This window comes from Thermostichus sp. OS-CIW-33, assembly GCF_054059615.1.
Map to the genome: position 1 here is coordinate 1 of NZ_JBSSCH010000023.1, position 20,809 is coordinate 20,809.

Annotated in this window: 20 protein-coding genes; 8 read left to right on the forward strand and 12 right to left on the reverse strand. The window is 59.2% G+C overall.

Going from position 1 to position 20,809, the window contains the following annotated elements:
- Positions 1-91: 91 nt before the first annotated feature.
- From cysE to ACVWZG_RS12330, 3 genes are all read right to left on the reverse strand, one after another.
- The gene (gene cysE, locus ACVWZG_RS12320) at positions 92-883 is read right to left on the reverse strand and encodes a serine O-acetyltransferase (protein ID WP_414343630.1); all 792 of its coding nucleotides are present in this window, start codon (positions 881-883) and stop codon (positions 92-94) included.
- A 136-nt stretch (positions 884-1,019) separates the two neighbouring features.
- Positions 1,020-2,513 (reverse strand): hypothetical protein, encoded by a 1,494-nt coding sequence (locus ACVWZG_RS12325; protein ID WP_457407222.1) that lies wholly within the window; start codon positions 2,511-2,513, stop codon positions 1,020-1,022.
- A 180-nt stretch (positions 2,514-2,693) separates the two neighbouring features.
- Positions 2,694-3,596 carry a 4-hydroxybenzoate solanesyltransferase gene (locus ACVWZG_RS12330; RefSeq protein ID WP_457395192.1) on the reverse strand — a complete coding sequence of 301 codons (903 nt, stop codon included), beginning with the start codon at positions 3,594-3,596 and terminating at the stop codon, positions 2,694-2,696.
- A 374-nt stretch (positions 3,597-3,970) separates the two neighbouring features.
- Here ACVWZG_RS12330 and ACVWZG_RS12335 point away from each other — a divergent pair, with 374 nt between their 5' ends.
- The gene (locus ACVWZG_RS12335; protein WP_414406609.1) at positions 3,971-4,714 is read left to right on the forward strand and encodes a response regulator; all 744 of its coding nucleotides are present in this window, start codon (positions 3,971-3,973) and stop codon (positions 4,712-4,714) included.
- Here the strand turns inward: ACVWZG_RS12335 and ACVWZG_RS12340 are convergent.
- The 3 genes from ACVWZG_RS12340 to ACVWZG_RS12350 all read right to left on the reverse strand — a co-directional run bounded on the left by ACVWZG_RS12340 (position 4,711) and on the right by ACVWZG_RS12350 (position 8,065).
- Positions 4,711-6,069, reverse strand: a complete 1,359-nt coding sequence (locus ACVWZG_RS12340; RefSeq protein ID WP_457395195.1) for a CCA tRNA nucleotidyltransferase — start codon at positions 6,067-6,069, stop codon at positions 4,711-4,713. The genes ACVWZG_RS12335 and ACVWZG_RS12340 overlap by 4 nt on opposite strands.
- Positions 6,070-6,306: 237 nt before the next feature.
- Positions 6,307-7,341 (reverse strand): ferrochelatase, encoded by a 1,035-nt coding sequence (gene hemH / locus ACVWZG_RS12345; RefSeq protein WP_457407246.1) that lies wholly within the window; start codon positions 7,339-7,341, stop codon positions 6,307-6,309.
- A gap of 256 nt (positions 7,342-7,597) precedes the next feature.
- On the reverse strand, positions 7,598-8,065 hold the full coding sequence (locus tag ACVWZG_RS12350; RefSeq protein ID WP_457407224.1) for a hypothetical protein: 468 nt from the start codon (positions 8,063-8,065) through the stop codon (positions 7,598-7,600).
- Between ACVWZG_RS12350 and ACVWZG_RS12355 the strand changes: the two genes are divergently transcribed.
- The 6 genes from ACVWZG_RS12355 to ACVWZG_RS12380 all read left to right on the forward strand — a co-directional run bounded on the left by ACVWZG_RS12355 (position 8,064) and on the right by ACVWZG_RS12380 (position 13,231).
- Positions 8,064-8,360, forward strand: a complete 297-nt coding sequence (locus tag ACVWZG_RS12355) for a hypothetical protein (protein WP_457407225.1) — start codon at positions 8,064-8,066, stop codon at positions 8,358-8,360. The genes ACVWZG_RS12350 and ACVWZG_RS12355 overlap by 2 nt on opposite strands.
- Positions 8,361-8,376: 16 nt before the next feature.
- A complete protein-coding gene (locus ACVWZG_RS12360) occupies positions 8,377-8,868 on the forward strand; it encodes a Tic20 family protein (protein WP_457407227.1) in 492 nt (163 codons plus the stop codon).
- A 92-nt stretch (positions 8,869-8,960) separates the two neighbouring features.
- Complete coding sequence (gene moaC / locus ACVWZG_RS12365) at positions 8,961-9,512, forward strand: cyclic pyranopterin monophosphate synthase MoaC (protein ID WP_414522830.1); 552 nt, start codon at positions 8,961-8,963, stop codon at positions 9,510-9,512.
- Positions 9,506-11,416, forward strand: coding sequence for a hypothetical protein (locus ACVWZG_RS12370; RefSeq protein WP_457407229.1), 1,911 nt, complete (start codon positions 9,506-9,508; stop codon positions 11,414-11,416). Before moaC ends, ACVWZG_RS12370 begins: the two co-directional genes overlap by 7 nt.
- Positions 11,410-12,405, forward strand: coding sequence for an alpha-E domain-containing protein (locus ACVWZG_RS12375; RefSeq protein WP_011429917.1), 996 nt, complete (start codon positions 11,410-11,412; stop codon positions 12,403-12,405). The genes ACVWZG_RS12370 and ACVWZG_RS12375 overlap by 7 nt, the downstream gene beginning before the upstream one ends.
- Before the next feature lie 265 nt (positions 12,406-12,670).
- The gene (locus ACVWZG_RS12380) at positions 12,671-13,231 is read left to right on the forward strand and encodes a gamma carbonic anhydrase family protein (RefSeq protein WP_457407232.1); all 561 of its coding nucleotides are present in this window, start codon (positions 12,671-12,673) and stop codon (positions 13,229-13,231) included.
- Positions 13,232-13,252: 21 nt separating this feature from the next.
- Here ACVWZG_RS12380 and ACVWZG_RS12385 read toward each other — a convergent pair whose 3' ends face one another.
- From ACVWZG_RS12385 to ACVWZG_RS12410, 6 genes are all read right to left on the reverse strand, one after another.
- A complete protein-coding gene (locus tag ACVWZG_RS12385; protein WP_457407234.1) occupies positions 13,253-14,713 on the reverse strand; it encodes a circularly permuted type 2 ATP-grasp protein in 1,461 nt (486 codons plus the stop codon).
- Between the two features lie 174 nt (positions 14,714-14,887).
- Complete coding sequence (locus tag ACVWZG_RS12390; protein WP_457407237.1) at positions 14,888-16,696, reverse strand: glycosyltransferase family 39 protein; 1,809 nt, start codon at positions 16,694-16,696, stop codon at positions 14,888-14,890.
- A 115-nt stretch (positions 16,697-16,811) separates the two neighbouring features.
- Positions 16,812-17,072, reverse strand: a complete 261-nt coding sequence (locus tag ACVWZG_RS12395) for a DUF6761 family protein (protein WP_011434405.1) — start codon at positions 17,070-17,072, stop codon at positions 16,812-16,814.
- Between the two features lie 98 nt (positions 17,073-17,170).
- Positions 17,171-18,793, reverse strand: coding sequence for a CocE/NonD family hydrolase (locus ACVWZG_RS12400; RefSeq protein WP_457387378.1), 1,623 nt, complete (start codon positions 18,791-18,793; stop codon positions 17,171-17,173).
- Positions 18,794-19,109: 316 nt separating this feature from the next.
- Positions 19,110-19,574, reverse strand: a complete 465-nt coding sequence (locus ACVWZG_RS12405; protein ID WP_011434408.1) for a cupin domain-containing protein — start codon at positions 19,572-19,574, stop codon at positions 19,110-19,112.
- Positions 19,575-19,619: 45 nt separating this feature from the next.
- A complete protein-coding gene (locus tag ACVWZG_RS12410; protein WP_457415407.1) occupies positions 19,620-20,399 on the reverse strand; it encodes a cysteine hydrolase family protein in 780 nt (259 codons plus the stop codon).
- A gap of 250 nt (positions 20,400-20,649) precedes the next feature.
- On the opposite strand from ACVWZG_RS12410, the gene ACVWZG_RS12415 reads away from it, so the two are divergent.
- Entirely contained in the window at positions 20,650-20,808 is a 159-nt protein-coding gene (locus ACVWZG_RS12415) for a hypothetical protein (RefSeq protein ID WP_414374717.1), read from the forward strand.
- Position 20,809: the final 1 nt, after the last annotated feature.

Below are 20,809 nucleotides of genomic sequence, written 5' to 3' on the forward strand. Positions count from 1 at the left end.
GTAAACCAGCCTGGAGGTTCGTGGTTGGCTTGCCAACTGCAGGGCTACCAAAAGCCCGCCCTGTACTGCGAAGCAGTCAGGGTCGGGTAGTTTACGAATATTCTGCTTCGCCTCTCACCTGATCCTGCCGGACCTGTTCCCGCTCCCGGTTAAGGCGGGCCACCTGGGCTTCCAGATCTTGGATACGGTGCAGCAACTGTTCGATAGCCCGTCCCACTGGGTCAGGCATGAGATGGTGATCCAGGTCAATGCCATGGGCGGGGATGCGGCGCTGATGGGGCGGGATGACCGCACGGCCTGGGATCCCAACCACCGTCATGCCGGGAGCCACATCCTGAATCACGACCGCGTTGGCTCCGATACGAGCTTTTTCCCCAATGCGAACCGGCCCCAGAATCTTGGCCCCCGTGCCAACAATCACCCCGTTTTCCAGGGTGGGATGACGTTTGCCCTTGCTCCAGGAAGTACCCCCCAAGGTGACCCCGTGGTAGAGGGTAACATCATCACCAATTTCTGCCGTCTCACCGATCACCACCCCACAGCCGTGGTCAATGAAAAAGCGCCGCCCAATCTTGGCTGCCGGGTGGATTTCAATCAATGTGAAAGAACGAGCCAAGAAGCTGAGCAGCCGCGCTAGGAAAAACCAGCGCCGTTTCCACAGCCAGTGGGCGATGCGGTGCAAAAACAGAGCATGCACACCGGGATAAGTGAAGATGACCTCCCAGCGATTGCGTGCTGCCGGATCCCGATCGAAGACACAATCAACATCCTCCCAAAATTGCTGCCAGAACCCCAGTTTTGGCTCCGGCTTGCCAGCAGGGAGAGAATTGCCCTCCCCCGTTTTGGGGCTTTCCACCGCCGACTGCTCGGCCTCCGTCAGCATGAATGGTCTCCGTTTAGGAACCTCCACTCCCCTTTTAGCACTTTTTGCCGGCAGCAAGGAGAGATCTCCAATCGCGCCAAGGGAGCTCCTCGCGCAACTCTCCACTGGGTCGAGCTCAAGCAAATTGCCTTCTGCCCTAGCCTTTACTCAACTGCTGAGCCACCAGTTCTCCAATGGCTTGCGCGGCTCCCGGCCTTCCCCCCAGCCGCTGCAGTTCTGTCTGCATTTGCTGACGGCGCTGGGGATCTTCCAGCAGAACTCGCATTTGCTCGGCCACGGCCACCGGGCGCAAATGGCCCCGCAACTCTGGCACCACCTCTCGCCCTGCCCAGATGTTCGGCCAAGCCAAGTGACCTAGCCAACGCAGAGCAATTCTGTTGACGGCGCGGGCCAGCCAAGTGCCCAAGCCCGGAAGGTGGGCCAACAGGCCGAGGATCCCATCCCAGGCGCGCATTGCCTCCAGCTTGTTGGTAGGGATCACCACAACCATCGGCACCCCCAAATAGGCCAGCTCGGCGGTGTTGGCGCCAATGGTGGTCAGACAGAGATCACAGTTGGCCAGCACAGAATAGGCAGGGAAGCTTGTCCACAATTGCACCGTGCTGCCAAAGGGGGTAACAAACTGGGATCCCAGATTGGTCTGCTCCAGAATGGCTGAGGTGCCATAGATCAAAGCCATATCGGGATTGAGCTTGGGATGGGCATAGGCTGCCAACGACTGGGGGGTTTGTCCTGGGGCCACCGGGATCACAAAGCGGACATTCGGCAGCATCTGTCGCAGCTCATCGGCCACAGCCAACACCAATGGCACCCCCAAGGAGAGCTTGGCTGGCTTGGAGCCTGGGAGCAGCCCCACCTGATAGTGGGTGCGGTTCTCATCGCTCAGACGCTGCCAGCCGCGCGGTAGCAATTCTTCATCGGTGAAGCGGTTCCCCACTCTCTCTGGCGCAGTTCTTACAGGCTCCCCCTCGCCGATGGAGCTGGGAGATGCATCTTGGAGCAGGCCAAAGGCTTGGGTTGGGGAAGAAAAGCCTGCCGTGGGTTTGGAGGCAGCGGCAGGAGATCTGCTGCCAAGCCAGCCGGAAAGGGGCACCCCCGGCAAATAGACAGCGCTGGCTACGCCATCCGCCATCAAATCCCCGACAACGTGCATTTTGTGGGCCCAAGGGTGGCCCAGCAGCCGTCCGCCATCGTAGCGGCGTTTGATTGCCTCGGTTCGCACGGCGAAAGCATGTACCCAAGGCCGCCAACGGGGTTGATGCTCAGCATAGACCACCAGCCGATAGCGCAAGCGGCGAGCAATCCAGACGGCAAAAAACTGATCCCCCCCCAGAAACAGCACCACCCCTCGCTTGGCCCAATTCCAGGCTTCTTCGGTTTGGCCAGTAAGCAAAAAAGCCAGAAAAAAATCGGGATCCTGCACCCGATCCACGTCGACGAACGCTTGCGCTATCTTCATCTCTTGCCCGGAAGCATGGGGGCAGGGGGACAGCACCAGGGAGAGACGTGCCTGAGGCAGTTGCTGGCGCAATTCCATCACCACCGGACGCACCCAGGTGGTCAGCTCTCCAGGGCCGTTTGAGAGAATAAGAATGTCATAGGGAGGCTCACCGCTGCTCAGTGGGGCCATCGGAGGCTGGGATCCTGCAATTAATCGTCTCATTCTACCGTTTGCCCATGGCCCTGGGCCGATTCCTGCCAGTCCGGAGATTTGTCGGGATCCCTTCCCAAAGAGGCAGCCCCAGCGTCGGCTGAGGGGCAAGGCGTTCTTCAGAGAGGCATCTGGCCATGCGAGAGGCCAAGGGATCCTTTAGGCCAGCAGGGACCCGCCGATCATCCCCGCCAGCAGAATAAACCCTTGCACCACATTTTGGCCGAAGATGGCCAGGTACAAGGTGGGAGAGGCATTCCTTTGGTGGAGCTGCCAGGTTTGCCGGCCCCAGAGGACGCTGGCGATGGCCCAACTGACAAAATAAACTCCATGCAACCGTAGGCTGATCCCCACCCCCAACAGCGCGATGGCAGTGCCCAAAAAAAATAGCCCCACCGCCGTCGGCGTCCGCTGCCCGAAAAAACGGGCGCTGGAATGGATCCCGGCCCGCTCATCGTCCTCCCGATCCGCAAGAGCATAGACGGTATCAAATCCCAGTGTCCACAACACCGTGGCCAGCCACAGCCAGCCCAGCCCCTCTTCCCACAGGGGTGTGTTGGCATCTTGGCCGCTCACCGCCGTCCAACTGATGAGCACGGCAAATCCCCACGCCAGAGCCAGCACCAACTGCGGCACCGGAAACACCCGCTTGGCCCCTGGATAGAGCAGAATTACCGGCACCGCCGCCACACAGAGGGCAAAGCTAACCGGGTTGAGAAACAGCGCCAGCCCTGCCGCACAGGCCAAACTCACCACCGCCATCAGGATCCCGACGCCAACGGTCAACTCCCGGCTGGCCAACGGGCGATGGCGGGTGCGCTCCACCAGCGGATCCAAATCTCGATCCCAAAGATCGTTGATGACACAGCCCGCTCCGCTGGCGGCCAAACTGCCCAGAATCAGGATCCCGACCAACGGCCAAGGGGGCGTTCCCCGTCCGGCCAAAAAAGCTCCCCACAGCGCCGGGATCATCAAAATCAGTCGCCCTGCCGGCTTGTGCCAGCGCAACAGCCGCAGAATGGCTCCGCCAGTGGCCCAGAGTGCAGAAGGGGAAGCAGACATAACCGGTTTCCGGCCAATCGCGACAGCGGGACGGAGTCCTTAAAGCGTGAGTTGCCGTTCGCGGGAGGGGTGCAGAGCACCATGAGGCGTGGGTAGGGGCGGCTCCACATTAGAGATCTTAAATCAATCATCCTGAATTGCAGGTTTTTGGAATCCTTTCGGTTCCATTCGCCGTCTCAAGGCCCTGTGCAAGTCAGTCCGCCCCTGTTCTCTTTATTGGCCTGCCCTGGAAGTTTGATATCCTATCGGGGGGCTGCTGTTGACGGTGGCGGCACTTGCCCTTCTCACCCTGTGAGGCAGTGATTGCTACGTGACGCTTCCGCGTTCGTGACGGCGGTGCGGAGCACTTGCGTGCAGGCGCAACGGAGTTCTGTATGGAAGCAACCCTCTCCATGACCGGTCCACTTCCTCAAGCCAAGGAAGCTGCTCCCCATCTGGAGACCCTGCTGGTGGTGGATGACGAGGATGCCATTCGGGAAACGGTTGCCCTGGCTTTAGAAGAGCAGGGGTATCAGGTTTTACAAGCCGCTGATGGTCGGCAAGCCCTTGAGGTGGTACATACGGCTGAGCGGCTGGATTTGATGATCTTGGATTTGATGTTGCCCAGCTTGAACGGTCTGGATCTGTGCAGGCTGCTGCGCAGGGAGGGCAACACGATTCCCATCCTGATGTTGACGGCCAAAAGTAGCGAAACCGACCGGGTGGTGGGCTTGGAACTGGGGGCCGACGATTATCTGACCAAGCCCTTCGGCATGCGGGAGCTGATCGCCCGCTGTCGCTCGGTGTTGCGCCGGCAACAACTGGCCCAAGCCAGCGATGCCACGGTGCTCCGTTACGGGGATCTGTGTATGTTTACCCAGGAGTGCCGCGTGTTGGTGCGGGGCGTCGAGGTGAGTTTTTCCCCCAAGGAATTTCGCCTGTTGGAGCTGTTTATGTCCAATCCCCGCCGCGTTTGGACGCGGGAACAGCTTCTGGAGCGCATCTGGGGATCCGACTTCATGGGCGACAGCAAGACCGTCGATGTGCATATCCGCTGGCTGCGGGAAAAATTGGAGCTGGATCCCAGCAACCCAGAGTATTTGGTGACGGTGCGCGGCTTCGGCTATCGCTTCGGCTAGTCTTTTTGCTGGCCACGCCACCGGCGGGCAAAAGAGAGCGCCTCGGCACGAGTTTGAATCTGCCCCCAAGCCTGCGCCTCCTGGAGGTCTTGCAGCAACTGGCCTACCCAGGGGCCGGGTTTAGCCCCCAAGCTGTGCAGCAGATCGCGGCCATCCAGCAGGGGCACCAGATGGGCCAGGGGATCCTGGGGGTCTTCGTAGCGTTTGAGCCAAGACTCCAGCTTTTGAGGGTCGCCGCCCGTAGCCACCGCCAACAGCGCCAGGCCACCGAACAGGGATCCCGCCTGTTGATAAAGCCGCCACTGTTGCGCAGGGGTGGGGGAGTCCGTCAGGAGAAGCTGAAGCTGAGGCAGAAGATGGTGTAGCTTTTGGATGGCCCGCATTTCCGCTCGGCTGAAGCGCAGCCGCTCCAGCTCGGTTTCCACCCTTTCTGCCGTTCGCGTCAGCAAGACAGAGTCCTCAGTTCCCGCTGGATCCCACAACAAGGCTGCCAGCACCACTGCCAACAGCCTGCCGCGCCCTTCGCGTGAGGATGTCAAGGGCTGGGCCAGCTCTGCCAGCGTGCGGGGATAGAGCGGTTGCCAGCGCCCGGCCCACTCCCACACGGCCTGAGCTTGAGGGAAGCCCGGACTTTCCGGCTTCAGGTGGGGCAGCCAAGCCTGCAGCAACCCCGCCGCCACCGCCGCCTGTAGGTGAGCCAGCCCTGGGATCCCTGCCTCCAACAGGGCCACTATCTCTGCCCGCACCCGTTCTGCCGCCACATTCGCCAAAAGGGGGGCCCGCTCCCGGATTGCCTCTTGCGTAGCCGGATCCAGCACAAACCCCAGTTGAGCCGCCTGTCGATAACCCCGCAACAGCCGCACCGGATCGGCGCTGAGGTTGTCGGGGTGTACCATGCGCATCCGGCTCTGGCGAATATCGGCTTGTCCGCCTGTGGGATCCAGCAGTTGCTCCCTTTGCAGATCCAAGGCCAGGGCATTGCAGGTGAAGTCCCGCTGCCTCAGATCCTCCTCAGGGGTGGATCCCGCCTGCAGCCCCACGTCCACGGTCAACTTTGCCAACACAATGCGGGCAATCTGCCGTTCGGGATCCAACACCACAAAGCCCGCCCCCAACCGCCGTGCCACTGCCGCTGCCCAGCCCACGGGATCCACAGCGCACATCAGGTCCAAATCCACCGACGCTGAGGACTCCATCCCACCGTCGCGAGCGGGATCCCCAGCAGCACAGCTCCGCAGCCAAGCCAGGTAAGCATCCCGCAGGGATCCCCCTACCCAATAGCTTTCCTGCGGCAGCCACTCTTGGGGGAAAGGCAGCCATTGGTAGAAATAGGTCAGCAGCCACTTCGTCAGCAAGGCTTTCCTCGGGCCTAGGGTCATTCCTAATCAAGACTTCCTATTCGCGTCAGCGGTGCGGAGCAACGAGAGGAGTGAGAAGTGAGGATTGAGAAGTGAGAGGTGAGGATACGCTCTCTTTGCTCTCTGCTCTTTGCTCTCTGCTCTTTTCTCTCTTGAGGGGGGATTGCTTATGGATGTGCAGGCAGCGCCCTCGTCTGGTCGCGTCAGCGTTCATAAAATGCCCGGAGTTTTTCCCTACCGCTCCAGCAGCGAGCCGCCCACAGCAGCAGGGACAAAGGCAGGAGCTGCCAAGCCCGGAGTGAGCAGATGAGTCCGCACCAGCGCCGCCAAGCCAGCAATGAACAGAGGGTCGGTATTTAAGGCGGGCACACGGCGAAAATCGGCAATCCCAGCTCGATGGGCCAGTTCCCGATACTCGATGTCAATCTCCTGCAGGGTCTCGATGTGCTCCGACACAAAGCTAATCGGCACCACCAGCAACTGCTTCACACCTCGGGATCCCAACTCCGGGATGACCCGTTCGGTGTAAGGCTGGAGCCACCGCACCGAACCCACCCGGCTTTGATAGGAGAGGGTGTGGTCATTGGGGCGTCCCACCTGCTGCCAGATCAGCCGCACGCAGGCTTCCATTTCCTGTTGGTAGGGATCCCCGGCCTCGGTGACATAGCTTTCGGGAATGCCGTGGGCGCTGAACAGCACATGCACCCCTTCGGGCTCGGCAAATCCATCCAACTGTTCCCGAATTGCTCTGGCCATCGCCTGCACGTACTGAGGCTGATCGTACCAAGAGCAGATCTGGCAGCGCTCGATGTGGGCCAGCTCCGGATCCTCAGCCCAGAGCCGATCCAGCAGCTTAAAGCTGGATCCCGTCGTGCTGATGGAATACTGCGGGTAAAGCGGCAGCACCACCAAGCGGGTGATCCCATCCGACTTGATCTGCTGCACCACCGACTCGATCAACGGATGCCAGTAGCGCATGGCCACATACACCGGCACGTCATAGCCCTCAGCCACCAGGTGGGCCTGCAGTTCTCGCGCTTGCTCGGCAGTGATGCGCCGCAAGGGGGATCCCCCCCCAATGGCCGCGTAGTTGCGGCGGGATTTTTCGGCCCGCAGTGTGGAGATGGCCCAGGCGAAGGCCCGCTGCAAGAAGGGAAACGGCAGCCGGATCAGCTCGGGATCGGCAAACAGATTGTAAAGAAAGGGCTGCACATCGGCCTGGGTCTCTGGCCCCCCCAAGTTCAGTAGGAGCACGCCGCTTTTGGACATAACAAGGCTCATTGCGTTGGCGGTGCGGAGCACCATGTTCTTCTTTATCCACTATCCCACAGCGGGAAAGTGACCTTAAGTTTTTTTGCAGTCTTTCTCAGCTTTCCCCTCAGGAGAAACCACCCGCACCCAAACCTACAAGTCCAATCCGGAGACTCCGTCCCGCTGTCGCGAACAAAGTCCAAAAAGGGATCCCCGCCCACAAGGGGATCCCCAGCCTTAAAACTCCACTGTCGTGCAGAGCAGCAGAGCGGTGTTAAAACTCTCGACCTCGGTAAACCCGCTGCAGGGCCGGAGTGACCGGATAGCAATCGACATCGGCCAGGCTCAACTTCAAGCGCAGCGTATTGAGGAGTTTCCAGTAGGGGGGCACAAAAGCCTTTTCAGGGATGGGTTGGGCGGTAGGAGAAGGATCCCCAGGTCGGGCAACCGTCTCCATGGGGCAGCCGCGGTAGCGGAGCGGACGGGATCCGAGGTAAGCCGAGCGCAGCTCTCGGCTGGGATCCACCGTCAAGCCGCGAAACTGGATCGCCCCCGGACGAGAGGCTTCCCGATAGCGCAGATAGCCTGCCCACACCTGGGCAATCCACTCCGGCAAAGCTTCGGGCCGAATGTGATAGCGCTCCGGCAACAGACGGTCGTTGAGAAAACCCATCAGCCCAGACCAAACTTGCCAGACAAAAGCTCCGACGATGCGAGCAGCGGGAGACGATGAAATCTTCATGGTGGAAGCTGAAAAATGTAGAGAACCTGAAAAACCGGTATGCAGCCAGGATTTGCCGTTGATTATATCAGCCTGGATTCATCGGAGCGCTCACTCTGAACGTTTTGGCCTCGAGTTTTTCTGCTCACTGGAAAGCAGAAGCCAGCTTGCGGCCAAGCGCGTTGAGCCACCCAAATCCATCGACTACAATAAGCCCAAGGCTTGGGTGTTGCTTTCTCTCTCTGAATCTTTAGCTGGTGAGGATCCTGGAAGCGCACCGACAAGCAAACTTCACTTCAATGGCCACTGCACCTAATAGGGATCGACGGATTATGACCTGGCGCGGCGACATCACTCCCATCAATCGGCTGTGGGGATCCCTTCCCTACCTTTTGCCTTTGGTATCGGCTCTGCCCTTGGGCTTTTTGCCCTCTGGGTTGTTTCAATCTCTGCCAGGGCTGATCCCCATTTTTGCGCCCCTATTTCGTCTGGTGCCCCTGGCCACGGGCTGGCTGGGAATGGGGGTGTTTTTGGCTCTGCTGTTCCTGGTGATCCGCAACACCCGCGTAGCCCATTTTGTTCGCTTCAACACCATCCAGGCGCTCTTGCTCAGCATTGCCTTGTTCTTGGTGCAGGTGCTGATGCAGGCGTTTGGCATACTCTTCGGCAACCTTGGCCTGGCGGCGATGGTCAGCATTTTGGCCACCACGGCTCTCTTGGGGGTGATTGCCATCACCGTCTACGCCTGGGTGCAAAACATTCGCGGCCACTACGCCGAGGTGCCGGTGCTCTCTGATGCCGCCCATGCCTGGATTCGCTACTAGTTGTCAAGTCCCTGCGGGTCTGGTTGCCGATTTGCCGACCTCATCGGAGCCTAAGCCAACTCTTCAGCTCTCAAGGATTGTGGGAGGCCGGGGTGCCATCGGATTCGAGTTCTAGTCGCGCCAGCAGGACAGAGTCCTTTGTTGGGCAAGCCCTCACCCACCTGGACGCCTCTGGCCGAGCACAAATGGTGGAAGTGGGACACAAGCCCATGGTTGCCCGCTTGGCCACTGCCCAAGGACAGGTGCGCATGTCAGAAACGACTTTGCAGACCATCTTGGCCGGTCAAGGGCCCAAAGGGAATGTGGTGGAAACAGCCCGGCTGGCCGGGATCATGGCTGCCAAGCGCACCGCCGATCTGATCCCGCTGTGTCATCCTCTCCCCTTGAGCAGCGTCACCGTGGATCTGAATCCGGATCCCCATCTGCCCGGCTTTCTGATCACCGCTACAGTAAAAACCAACGCCCAAACAGGGGTGGAGATGGAGGCTCTGACGGCTGTTTCCGTGGCTGCCCTCACCCTATACGACATGGCCAAGGCCTTGGAGAAGACGATGGTGATCGAACACATCCGGCTGCTGCGCAAGTATGGGGGGAAGTCTGGGCCTTTCGAGGCAGAGGATCGGGATAACGCCGAGAAATGCTGAAAGCTTTGCAACAACCAGAGAGGGGTGTTGGGCTAGGGTTGTTGGTGGGCATTGGGGTGCTGCTCTGGCCCATGCTGCGCCAGGGCTATCCCATGACTCACTCCACTCACTTCAACCTCAGTTGGGCCTTTCAGTATCAGCGACAGTTTTTCAGCGGGCAGTTCTACCCCCGCTGGCTAGAGTATTCCAACTTCGGCTACGGCAATCCCACCTTTGCTTTTTATCCCCCTCTGTGCATGGTGGCCCCTTTGCCGTTTCGCCTGCTGGGGCTGGACATGCCCACCTCTTTGGTGGCCAGCATGGGCTTGGCAATGGCGGTCTTCGGGACAGGGCTGTATGCCCTTCTCCGGCAACTCATCCCCTGGGCTCTGGCCCTGGTTTTGGCTCTGGCGGGTATGGCCGGCCCCTATTGGCTGGTGGATATTTACCAACGGGGGGCAATTGGGGAAGTGTGGGCCATTGCTGTCTCCCCCTGGATTTTCTGGGCCTCAGTCCAGGTGATCTGCCGGCCCCAGTCCCTTTGGCCGATTGTGGCCTTAGCCATTAGCTACGGCCTGTTGGCCCTATCTCACTTGCCCACTTTGCTGGTCTTTACGCTAACTTGGCTGCCCCTGCCGTGGGTGCTGAGCCGCTGGGATCCCCTCTGGCCCAGGGTGGGGCGCTGCTACTTGGGGTTTGGGCTGGGGCTGGGGTGGACGGCGTTTTATCTGCTGCCAGCCTTTTGGGATCAGCGCCTCATCCAGGTGGACTTCGTCAATTTCGTCGAAGAGTACATGCCCCAACATCGTTTGATGGTGAGTGGGCTGACCCGGCTCCAGCCACAACTGACGCAGCACTGGTTTGAGAGCGGCCTGGTGGGGTACTGGATCTGGATGGTGGCCGTTGTCTTGGGTGCTGGGATCCTGGTTTTCTGGGAATGGCTGGCCCGCAGGACAAGGGGGATGACCCCGATCCATTCCGTTCGCGCTAACGAGACGGAGTCCTTTGATGCCTTGGGATCCCATGCTCCCCTGGCCAAAGCGATCCTGCTCTACAGCTTGGGGGCCAGCTTGGTGGCCTTGCTGATGATGACGGATCTGCTGGGTTGGCTCTACGAGTGGGTTTTGCCCCTGCGCCGCATTCAGTTTTCTTGGCGCTGGATGGCGGTGACATCAGTAACGGTGCCCTGGCTTTTGGGATCCCTGGCCGCCTGGGGGTGGGGGCAAAAGGGCTGGAGGATCCTCTTGATTGTGGGGATAGGTCTGGCCATGGGGATACAAAGCTGGCAGGGCTGGCAGGTCTTGTCCAGAGCCAGGTTTGACCCGCAAACCATCCAGACTTTTCAAGAGCTGTCTGCCGCCAAGCAATTTCCCAACGAGCCCCAGGAGCGACCGGGCATTGCTTTTCTCCACATGCACTGGCGCTTTCCCGACGGGCTGGCGCTGGTGGATGTGCTGGAATACCGGCCTCGCCAGGCAACGCTGCCCATGCCGCCCCCAGAGGTGGATCCGCTGCTGCGGTGGCAAGGCGACATGGTGAACTTTGGACGAGAACAAAGCGATCTGGAGCCACTGTTGGAAGTGGAGCAGTGGCGCTATGGCTACCGTCGTTTTCGGGCCGTTAACCCCACCGATCAGGATCAATGGGTAGTCCTGCGCACTTTTTACTACCCTGCTTGGCGGGTACAGGTGGATGGTCGCCTCACGTCTGCTGAGCACAGCGGAGTGGGGCTGTTGCAGGTGCGGATCCCACCGGGGGATCATCGCGTGGAGGTGCGCTATCTGGGCACCCCAGCCGACTGGATAGGATGGATCCTGACTGGCCTAACGGGGGTGCTGCTGGTGAAGGTGCGGCGGCTGCTCCGCCTGCTGGGTTTGAACGGAGCGCAGAGACAAGACACTCCAGAGGAGGCAACAGCATGCTGAGTCGGGTGGCCGATTCCATCTACTGGCTCAACCGCTACGTGGAGCGCGCCGAGAACATCGCCCGCTTCATCGATGTCAATCTCAACCTCATCCTAGACTTGCCCAGCGGTCCCGCCCAGCAGTGGGATCCCATCGTCTACACCACCGGGGATCAGGAGCTGTTTTACCAGCGTTATGGCCAGGCGACCCAAGAAACGGTCATCCAGTTCCTGGCTTTTGATAGGGATTACCCCAACTCCATCCTTTCCTGTTTGCGGCTGGCGCGAGAAAATGCCCGTTCTGTGCGGGAGGTCATTTCTTCAGAAATGTGGGAGCGGGTCAACCGCTTTTATTTGATGGTCAAAGAAGCGGCTCAGCAAGGCCCCCACCTGAGTCAGCTCCATGATTTTTTCACGGAAGTGAAGCTGGCCAGTCACCTATTCGCCGGGGTGATGGATGCCACCATGACCCATGGGGAAGGATGGCATTTTGGCCAGATTGGCCGTCTTTTGGAGCGGGCGGACAAAACGGCGCGCATTTTGGATGTTAAGTATTTTATTTTGCTGCCCTCTCTGCAGTACGTGGGCACGGCTTTGGATGAGCTGCAGTGGATCGCCTTGCTGAAGTCGGCCAGTGCTTATGAAATGTATCGGAAATACAGCCGCCAACACCGCATCAATCCCAGGGAGGTGGCCTCTTTCCTGATTTTGGATCGGCAATTTCCCCGCTCCATTCAGTTTTGTCTTATTCATGCGGATCGATCCCTGCACCAGATCACCGGCACCCCAGCCGATACTTGGCGGGATCCCAGCGAGCGAGCTTTGGGCCGCCTGCGTTCTGAGCTGGACTACCTGACCATCGACGACATTATGGAGCAGGGCTTACATGAGTTTCTCGACAAATTGCAGCTACAAATGAACCACGTTGGCGATTGCATCTACGAAACTTTCTTTGCCATTCGCCCCTTGCAACCGTCTGAATCCTCTCCCCTGCTGCAACGGCAGGCTTAGCTAAAATCCCTCACCCCTAGCCCCTCTCCTACAAGAGTTAGAAATTAATCTAACGAACGCTTCCACAGCTATCGACAATGAGCCAAATGTGTTGCTTATATCTCATTGCTATTGTGCAATGGATTGACAATGGTGAAACAGGAGCAAAGGGACGGGTTGATTTTCTGGATCCCTGGCTCCTCTCTTTTTCTGGGACTGGAGGCGGCGCGGAGCGCTGGGGCAGGTCTGGAATTGCCGCACCCCCGGTAGCAGTAGGATTGGGGAAATGGAAGCCGTTGCCAAGGGCGTTTGGAAAGTGGGGTTAGAGCAGCAGCCGAGAGGGATCGACCAGGCAGCCTTTATTGCCGCCAATGCCACACTGATCGGCGATGTCCAACTTGCGGAAGCGGTGAGCATCTGGTACGGGGCCATCTTGCGGGGGGATCTCTCGCCCATTGTCATTGGCCGCCGCAGCAACATCCAAGATGGAGCCATTCTGCACGGGGATCCCGGACAGCCGACCCTGATTGGCGAGGAAGTGACCATAGGCCATCGAGCGGTCATCCACAGTGCCCACATCGAGGGGGGATGTCTGATCGGGATTGGGGCCGTTCTCTTGAGCGGGGTCACCATCGGGGCGGGCAGCATGGTGGGAGCTGGAGCGGTGGTCACCCGGTCTGTGCCACCTCGCTCTTTGGCGGCGGGGATCCCGGCCAAGGTTATCCGCACCCTCACCGAGGAAGAGGTCGAGCAACTGCGCCTTCACGCCCAGCACTACGTGGATTTGGCGCTTCAGCATGCCAGCCGCTTTGGCCGGTGGAGCAGAGGTTCGGGCGAGCGACTTTGAGCCTATTTTGCCAGCCGTCTCTCAACAGCCGGGATCCGCGCAGAGCACCCAGGTATCTTTGCTGCCGCCCCCCTGGGAGGAGTTCACCACCAGGGATCCCTTCTTGAGGGCGACGCGGGTCAGCCCCCCTGGGTGAACGTAGATCTCTTTGCCGTAGAGGATATAGGGCCGCAAGTCCACATGACAGGGTTCTAGACGGGGGCCTTCTCCCCGATCCACCAAGGTGGGCACGCGAGAAAGGCACAGGGTGGGTTGGGCGATGTAGTTGCGCGGCTGGGCGCGGATTTTCTCAGCAAAAGCAGACCGCTCTGCCGGTGTAGCCTGGGATCCCATCAGCATGCCATAGCCGCCTGACTCGTTGGCTGCCTTCACCACCAGCTTGTCCAGGTTTTCCAGTACGTACGCCTGATCCTTAGGATCCCAGCAGAGGTAGGTGGGCACGTTGGGCAAAATGGCCTCTTCTCCCAGGTAGTAGCGGATCATCTGGGGCACATAGGCGTAGATCACCTTGTCGTCCGCCACCCCCGTTCCCAAAGCGTTGGCGATCGCCAGCCGCCCCGACCGGTAGACCTCAAACAGGCCGGGTACCCCCAAGAGGGAATCAGGGCGAAAAGCAAGGGGATCGATGAAGTCATCGTCGATGCGGCGGTAGATCACATCCACCCGCTGCAGCCCCTTGGTGGTGCGCATTTGCAAATAGCCATCTGCCACCACCAGATCCCGTCCTTCCACCAGCTCCACCCCCATCTGCTGGGCGAGGAAAGAATGCTCGAAGTAGGCGGAGTTGTAGATGCCGGGGGTGAGCACCACCACCGTTGGATTGGCCAGTTGCGGCGGCGCCAGGTTAAGCAGAGTATCCAACAAATGGCTAGGGTAGTCGTCCACCGGGCGGATCCCCATGGTGTTGAACAGGGAGGGAAAGGTGCTTTTCATCACCCGCCGATTTTCCAGCACATAAGAGATTCCCGACGGACAGCGCAGGTTATCTTCCAACACGTACCAAGTCCCGTCCCGATCCCGCACCAAGTCGGTGCCGGTGACGTGGCACCAAATTCTCCCCGGTGGGTTGAGCCCCACACAGGGCCGCAGAAATCCCTTGGCCGTCTCGATCAGCTCGGCAGGGATCACCCCATCCTTAAGGATCTTCTGGTCGTGATAGACATCGTCGATGAACAGGTTGAGGGCGTGGATGCGCTGCTTGAGACCCTTCTCCAGCCGCTGCCACTCGGAAGCCGAGACGATGCGGGGAATGATGTCAAAGGGGAAAATTCGCTCCGTGCCCTGGCTATCGCCATAGACGTTGAAGGTCACCCCCATTTGAAAGAGGGCCGCCTGCGCCGCCGCTTGCCGCTGCTGCAGTTCCCCTTCTTCCAGAGAATGAATGCGCTCAATCAGCGGGATCGCCTCAGGACGGGGCTGGTTACGCCCCAAAAACAGCTCGTCGTAAAACCCCTCGCCCGGGTCGTAGGCATCAAAACGCACGTCTGGGATCCCTGGAACGCTATCTTCTTCTACTTCTTCTACTGTTGGCGGCTCTGGATCTGCGTAGTGTGCTTTCAGCTACTTTTAGCCTGGTAAAAAGAAAGGACTCCGTCCCGCTGACGCGAAAGGACTCCGTCCCGCGAACAGTGGGTTGGCCAAACCAGGGGGGGAGCTCTAGGGATCCACCACCTCAAAGGCCCACAGACCTCGCTCAGCAGGGATCCGGTGCAACCGTCCGCTGGGAAAACGCCGTTGCAGTTCTGCCCCCTGCTGATCCCATACCCACTTGTTCATGAACAGGGTAAACGGCGGTTCTAGGTCTTGGCCGGGCAACGTCTCTGGGGAAAAAACCTTCACCTCCTGCTCCGGCCCAGCAAAAAATTGAATCCAACTTTGCCAGTAGATAGGCTCTCCCCAGCTGAAATAGGGGTAGGCAGTGCTAGCCGCCAGATAGAAGCGGTAGTCGGGATCCATTTGGCGAGCTGCCACATAGCGCCCGGTGGCCCCCACATCATTGCCTTGAGTCCAGCCCTTGAAGACAAAATCTCCGAAGATTGCCAAGTTCCATCCCCCAATCGCCAGGATCGCGCCCCCCATCGCCACCGCTAGCAACCAACCTCTTGCCTGAGATCCTGCCCACTCCAGAAGACCGCTCAGCGCCCGCAGGAGCACCTGGATCCCTTCTAGGGTGAGGTAGGCCACGAAGGGCAGAATGACCAGCAGGCGGGTGTAGTTGGGGGCTTTGGTGATGGCAAAGCTAAAGAGCAAGTAAAGAAACAGGAAACTGCCGATACACAGCCAGTCGTGGGGTTGGCTGCGCTTCTTGAAAAGGCGGTAGAGGCCGGATCCCAGCCCCAGCCAGATCAAAATCCCCGTCAAGGGATCCACAAAAGCGTGGCCATAGTTGGGATAGATGTAGCCTCGGTCGTGTTGGCTGCGGTCGTTGAACATGCTGAGGCCGTTGAAGATGTTGCGCCAGACCGCCTCCTCCGGGGTAGCCGCATTCACCCACATCTGCTGTAGGGCCCGCCCCTCCGGGAAAAAGAGAAATTGTTGGCGAGAGTACTCCGCGCTCACCGCGGGTGCTGTGACCGTAGCCACCAGAATGGGCCCAGCCACCAGAAAAAAACCCAACGCCGCCGGCACTGTCAGCTTGGCCAATGCCCAAACCGGATTGGCTTGCCCATCTTTGAGATCTGCCTGCCCCAAGAGCAAGTACAGAACTCCAAACAACAGCCCCAACAGGATCACCACCCGCCCCGGCAAATAGCCGTACAGAGAGAAGCCCGCCGCCCCTCCCCCCAGATAGAGCAGCAGGGGGTTTTTCTCCCGCACCCCCTTCAAGATCAAGGCCAAGGCTGCACACTCTACCAAGACAATGAGGTTTTCCCGCATCGCCATACGGCTAATAGCCAGCAGGGCATGGTTGGATCCCAAGAGGGCCGCCCCCGCCAAAGCCAGCCGGGATCCCCAAAATGCCCGAAAAAACCCGTAGGCCACCAGAATGGTGACGACCCCGAAGGCGGCATGTACCGTGCGCACATTGAGCAGCGTGACTCCCCCCATCAGCCGCGTCAGGCCGCCGAAGAGGCTGAACATGAAGCGGGGGAAATAAAAGTACTCCGGCATCAGCCCAAAGATGTCGGGATAGCGCACCCCTGAGGCGCGACGGGCCATGGAGGTGATCACAATCTCGTCAGTATTGATCTGAAAAGGGATGTTGGGCAGGTCGTAGAGGTAGATCGGGGCAAAGACCAACACCAACAGCCCCAGGTGCAACAGCTCCTGTTGCCAGCGCAGCCGCGTCGGATCCCAAGGGGGTTGAGCCGGGGAAAACTGCGCCCAATACAACCCCACCAGCAGGATGCTCAGCAGCCAGAGGCCAATCTGCAGCACGTGGTAGCCAAACACCCCGTACCAGAGGATCAGGGCTACCCCCAAGCCCAAGCCAGATCCCAGCAGGGGCAGATGCCGGGAGGTCATCACCCTATCCCAAACCGCCATAGGACTCCGTCCCGCTGATGCGATAGGACTGGAATCTGAGAGGAATCAATTCCTATCAGCTTACCAGGCGCAAGATGTTCCGTAAAACCGGAACTCAGTAACCCCGCATCGGCTCCGCCTCTGGCTCCAATTCCGGATCTATGAAGTTGGACGGATCGTAGAGGAAGCGGTTGACCTCGTCTTCAATGCGATAGATCTCAAAGGGCTCCAATTGTTTGCCAGTTCGCAGGGCCAGCAGGTAGCCATCCACCAGCAGACGTAGCTCATCGGTGCGCCGGTAGCCCCGCTGCCAGGTATCCACCAGAGCATCGGTCAAAGCCTGATAGTGCCGGATCAACTTTGGGTCTTGCAACATGGTGTTCCCTTGCCCTGCCTGTTTCTATCCTAACGTTTGGTGTCTCTTTGTAAGCGGGGATTGCGAACGGGATCCCGAAGCTTGGTCTCTTCTTGGCTTCAAGCCATGGGCAGGTGCAGCCGCGAAGGCGTCTCGCCACCGCTGCGGAGAGTGATGGTGAGAATGCGGGCCTCAATCAGCCGCTCTTCCCGCATTCCCGTGCCTGTGTTGACAGGATAGGCCGGAAAACAAGCCGCGCTAAGGCTGAGGCGCAGAGCATGACCGCAAGGAATGCGAATACAGGTGGGCTGACAGGGAATCAGAATGGGGGTACTGGGCTGGGGATCCCGTAGGCGACAATAGCCTTGGGAAAAGTTATACACCTGCCCATCGGGCCTTACCACCGAGAGCACAGCGCAAAGATCGAAACTGGGGCTGTCGGCCTCCGCGTACACCTCCACAGCAATGTCCCCGACCAGAACCAGCTCGGCTTGCAGCGGCGGAGTGGTATAGGTCAGGACATCGGTGCGGCAGTCGAGGGCGGAGCGCTCTTGCGGCCCGGCAGGCTGAACTAGGTGGCCCCCCAAGGCCGGCACCGGTCGCCAGGGATCGTGAACAAAGGTATCCGATTGTTGCGTCGGCGAGGGTTCAGGGCGAAGGGATCCCTCTGCTTCTGAAAGGGCAGCCAAGCCGGTGCTGTGTAGGTAAAAAGCTTTTGGCTCAGGGGTAGGCCAAGCATCAAAGCCGCGCCAGCGGTTGGATCCCATCTCGAACAGGCGTACCGGCGGCTCCTGGAGGATCCCTGTATCTTTGCCTTTGAGGAACTGGTCAAACCAGCGCACCTGCAGGCGATCGATGGGGCTGACAGCCTCTGGGCCAAAGTCCAACGCCCCCACTTTGCGCCCCCAAGGGAGATGGATCCAAGGGCCGATGATCAGGTATTGAGGGTTCTGGCTGCGGGCGCTCATTTCCTTGTAGAGGCGCAGGCTACCACTCAGGTAGCTGTCAAACCAGCCGGCAATGTGTAGCATCGGCAGATCCACCACCTCTAGACGGGGAGAGAGCTTGCGCCAGTATTCATCCGGCTCGCTGTGCTCCAGCCAGTCGAAGTAATAGGATTGGGGGGCATACTGCTGCAACACCCCCGGCTTGAGGGGGATAGGGTCGTAGAGGGGGAGATTGCGGGCAGCTTTCAAAAGCGCTTGGTAGGCATTGGCATCCCCCCTGAGACGCGCCCCTTCGGTCTCCAGTTGCAAGGCCCAACTGAGGTTGTTGTAGAAGGCAAAGGCCCCCCCTGGGTAAGCGGCATCGGCATAGAGATCGTAAGGCAGCATCGCCGGGCAGATGGCCTTCAAGGCGCTGGGACGGGTAGAAGCCGCATACAGCTGGGTCATGCCCTGATAAGAGAAGCCGTACATGCCCACTACGCCGTTGCTCCCCGGCAAGGCAGCCGCCCAATTGACGGCGTCAAACCCGTCTTCCACCTCATGGCGGAAAGGGTAGAAGGATCCCTTGGAAGTTCCCCGTCCGCGCACATCCTGGATGACCACAATGTACCCCTGGGCCGCATACCACCTGGGATGGGCATACACCACCGTCGAGGCAATGGCCCGCCCATAGGGCTGCCGCATCAGCAAAACCGGGTAGCTCCCCTCCCCTTGCGGGCGATAGACATCCGCGTCCAGTTGGATCCCGTCGCGGGTGAACATGGAAACAGTTTCGCGGGGACGAACGGGCAGCATGGTCTGGGTTGGGCTAGCAAGTCTTGCCAAAGGGATACCAACCAAGGACAACCTAAGGGATCCCTGGGTGGATTCTTCCTAAGATAAAACAGAAGCCCTTATGAGAGGGAGAAACTCCCACCAGAGTTTGAGCCCCTTCCCTGGTATTGCCCTTGATCTCCGGCCTGCTGGATCTCCGGCCTGCTGGCGCAAACGCAGCCCCCTCCAGACCCCTCTTTTATGGCTTTTATGGATTTATGGAAACAGAGACCCTGGGAAAAGATTTGTCGGAGTACCCCTGACTTCCAACCTCTACAGCTCCCAGAGCCATTGAGGCCTAAGCCTCAGCAAATGCCCTTCTCCAGCCCCCCGACAGCACCTGCAAATCCTCCTCATCCAAGTCCGCAGGAGTGCCGGAGCGGATGAGCTCGGCAAAATCTTCGTTGGGCACCATGAAGCAGAGGGCGTAGAGGCGGCCTGGGCCGGTATTGTGGATTTCATGTACACCGGTCGGCGGTACCAGAATGCTATCTCCAGTTTTGATGGGGGCCGCTTTTCCATCGCAAATGGCCAGGCCTTCCCCCTTGAGAACAAAAAACATTTCCACAGCCATTTGATGGCGATTTGGAGGGGTTTTGCCTCCCTCATCGAAGATCTCCACACAAAAAGTCAGAGAAATCTGAGCATGAGAAGGATCAAACACAATGGCCAGGCGATTGGTATCGTGGGGGCTGATGCGAAAAGCCTGATAATCGGCAGGGGTTTTAACAATTGGAATCACGCAGCGGGAAAGCGTTTGCATCCGGATCCTCCGCTCAAGAGATGAGGGGTGAATATTGGGCAAGTGCTAACAGGGGAGAGCCGCGAGCAAATCTGAGGAGGAGGCGACAAAGCCAAAGCACTGCTTGACGTTGTAGAGGGTAGCTAGCAAACAGTATTCAGGAGAGGTGGTGGCGGCGCAGTCTTCCAGCAAAATGCAGTCGTAGCCGAGGAAATTGGCATCTTGCAGCGTGGTCATGACGCACTGGTCGATGTTCACGCCGGCAAAAAAGAGGGTGGTGCGCCCCAGGTTTCTGAGAATGCTATCGAGAGGGGTATCCCAAAAGCCGCTCATGCGGAACTTATCCACCCAGATATCCTCGGGCTTGACCTCCAGTTCCTCCACCACAGCAGCGCCCCAACTGCCCCGCGTGAGGACCAAAGACCCGTTCTTAGGCAAGGGATCCCCCAGCCCTACTCCCTCTCCGGTGGGGTTGTACACATGTCGCAAGCCGGCGCTGATGTTGAGCAAGTCAGGGCGATTGCCCCAGTTCACCCACACAATCGGCACTTGAGCTTGTCGCAGGCGGGGCAGCAGGGCTTTTAGAGGGCCGATGGGAGCCCGTGCAGGTGTAACATCGACGCCAATGCTGGCCAGCCAACCGTCGGGATGACAAAAGTCGTTTTGCATGTCGATCACCAACAACGCCGCCTTGGCCAGATCCAAGCGCAGGGTTTTGCTGGAGGTGGGTAGCAGGATGGGCCGGGGATCCAAGGGCGGACGGGTGAGGTCGGCCATTTCGGCATTCACGGCCCAAGCATTGGGAGGGATCCCAAGGGTCTTCGAGGGGCGATTGGGGGTGCTCATGGATTCTCCGCTCGCGTCGCGCAGCAGTGGGATCAGGTTGGGCAGTTGAGTGATGACCCACAACTACGCTCGACCTTAATGCACAGCTGACCTGACTTTGGAATCATAGGCTACACTTTCTCACCTTATTAACGCATGGGATCCCCCAGGGTCAGTTGATAGGGATTGAGATGAGGATGATCCGAAAGGGTGCCCAGGGATCCCTCCCTGCACGCTATGCTGTAGAAACTTGAAATGATTATGTAGAAATATGAGCATCCTGCGGCAATATATCTTTCCCGCTCTCATCCTGCTGGTGTTTCTGTTTACCCTGGTGGTGGTGAGCATTCGCTCGTTTCTGCCGGAGGATATGGCCCAGCCTGCCCCCCTAGAAGAAGCGACGCCTGTGGCCCTTTCTGCAAACCCCTGAG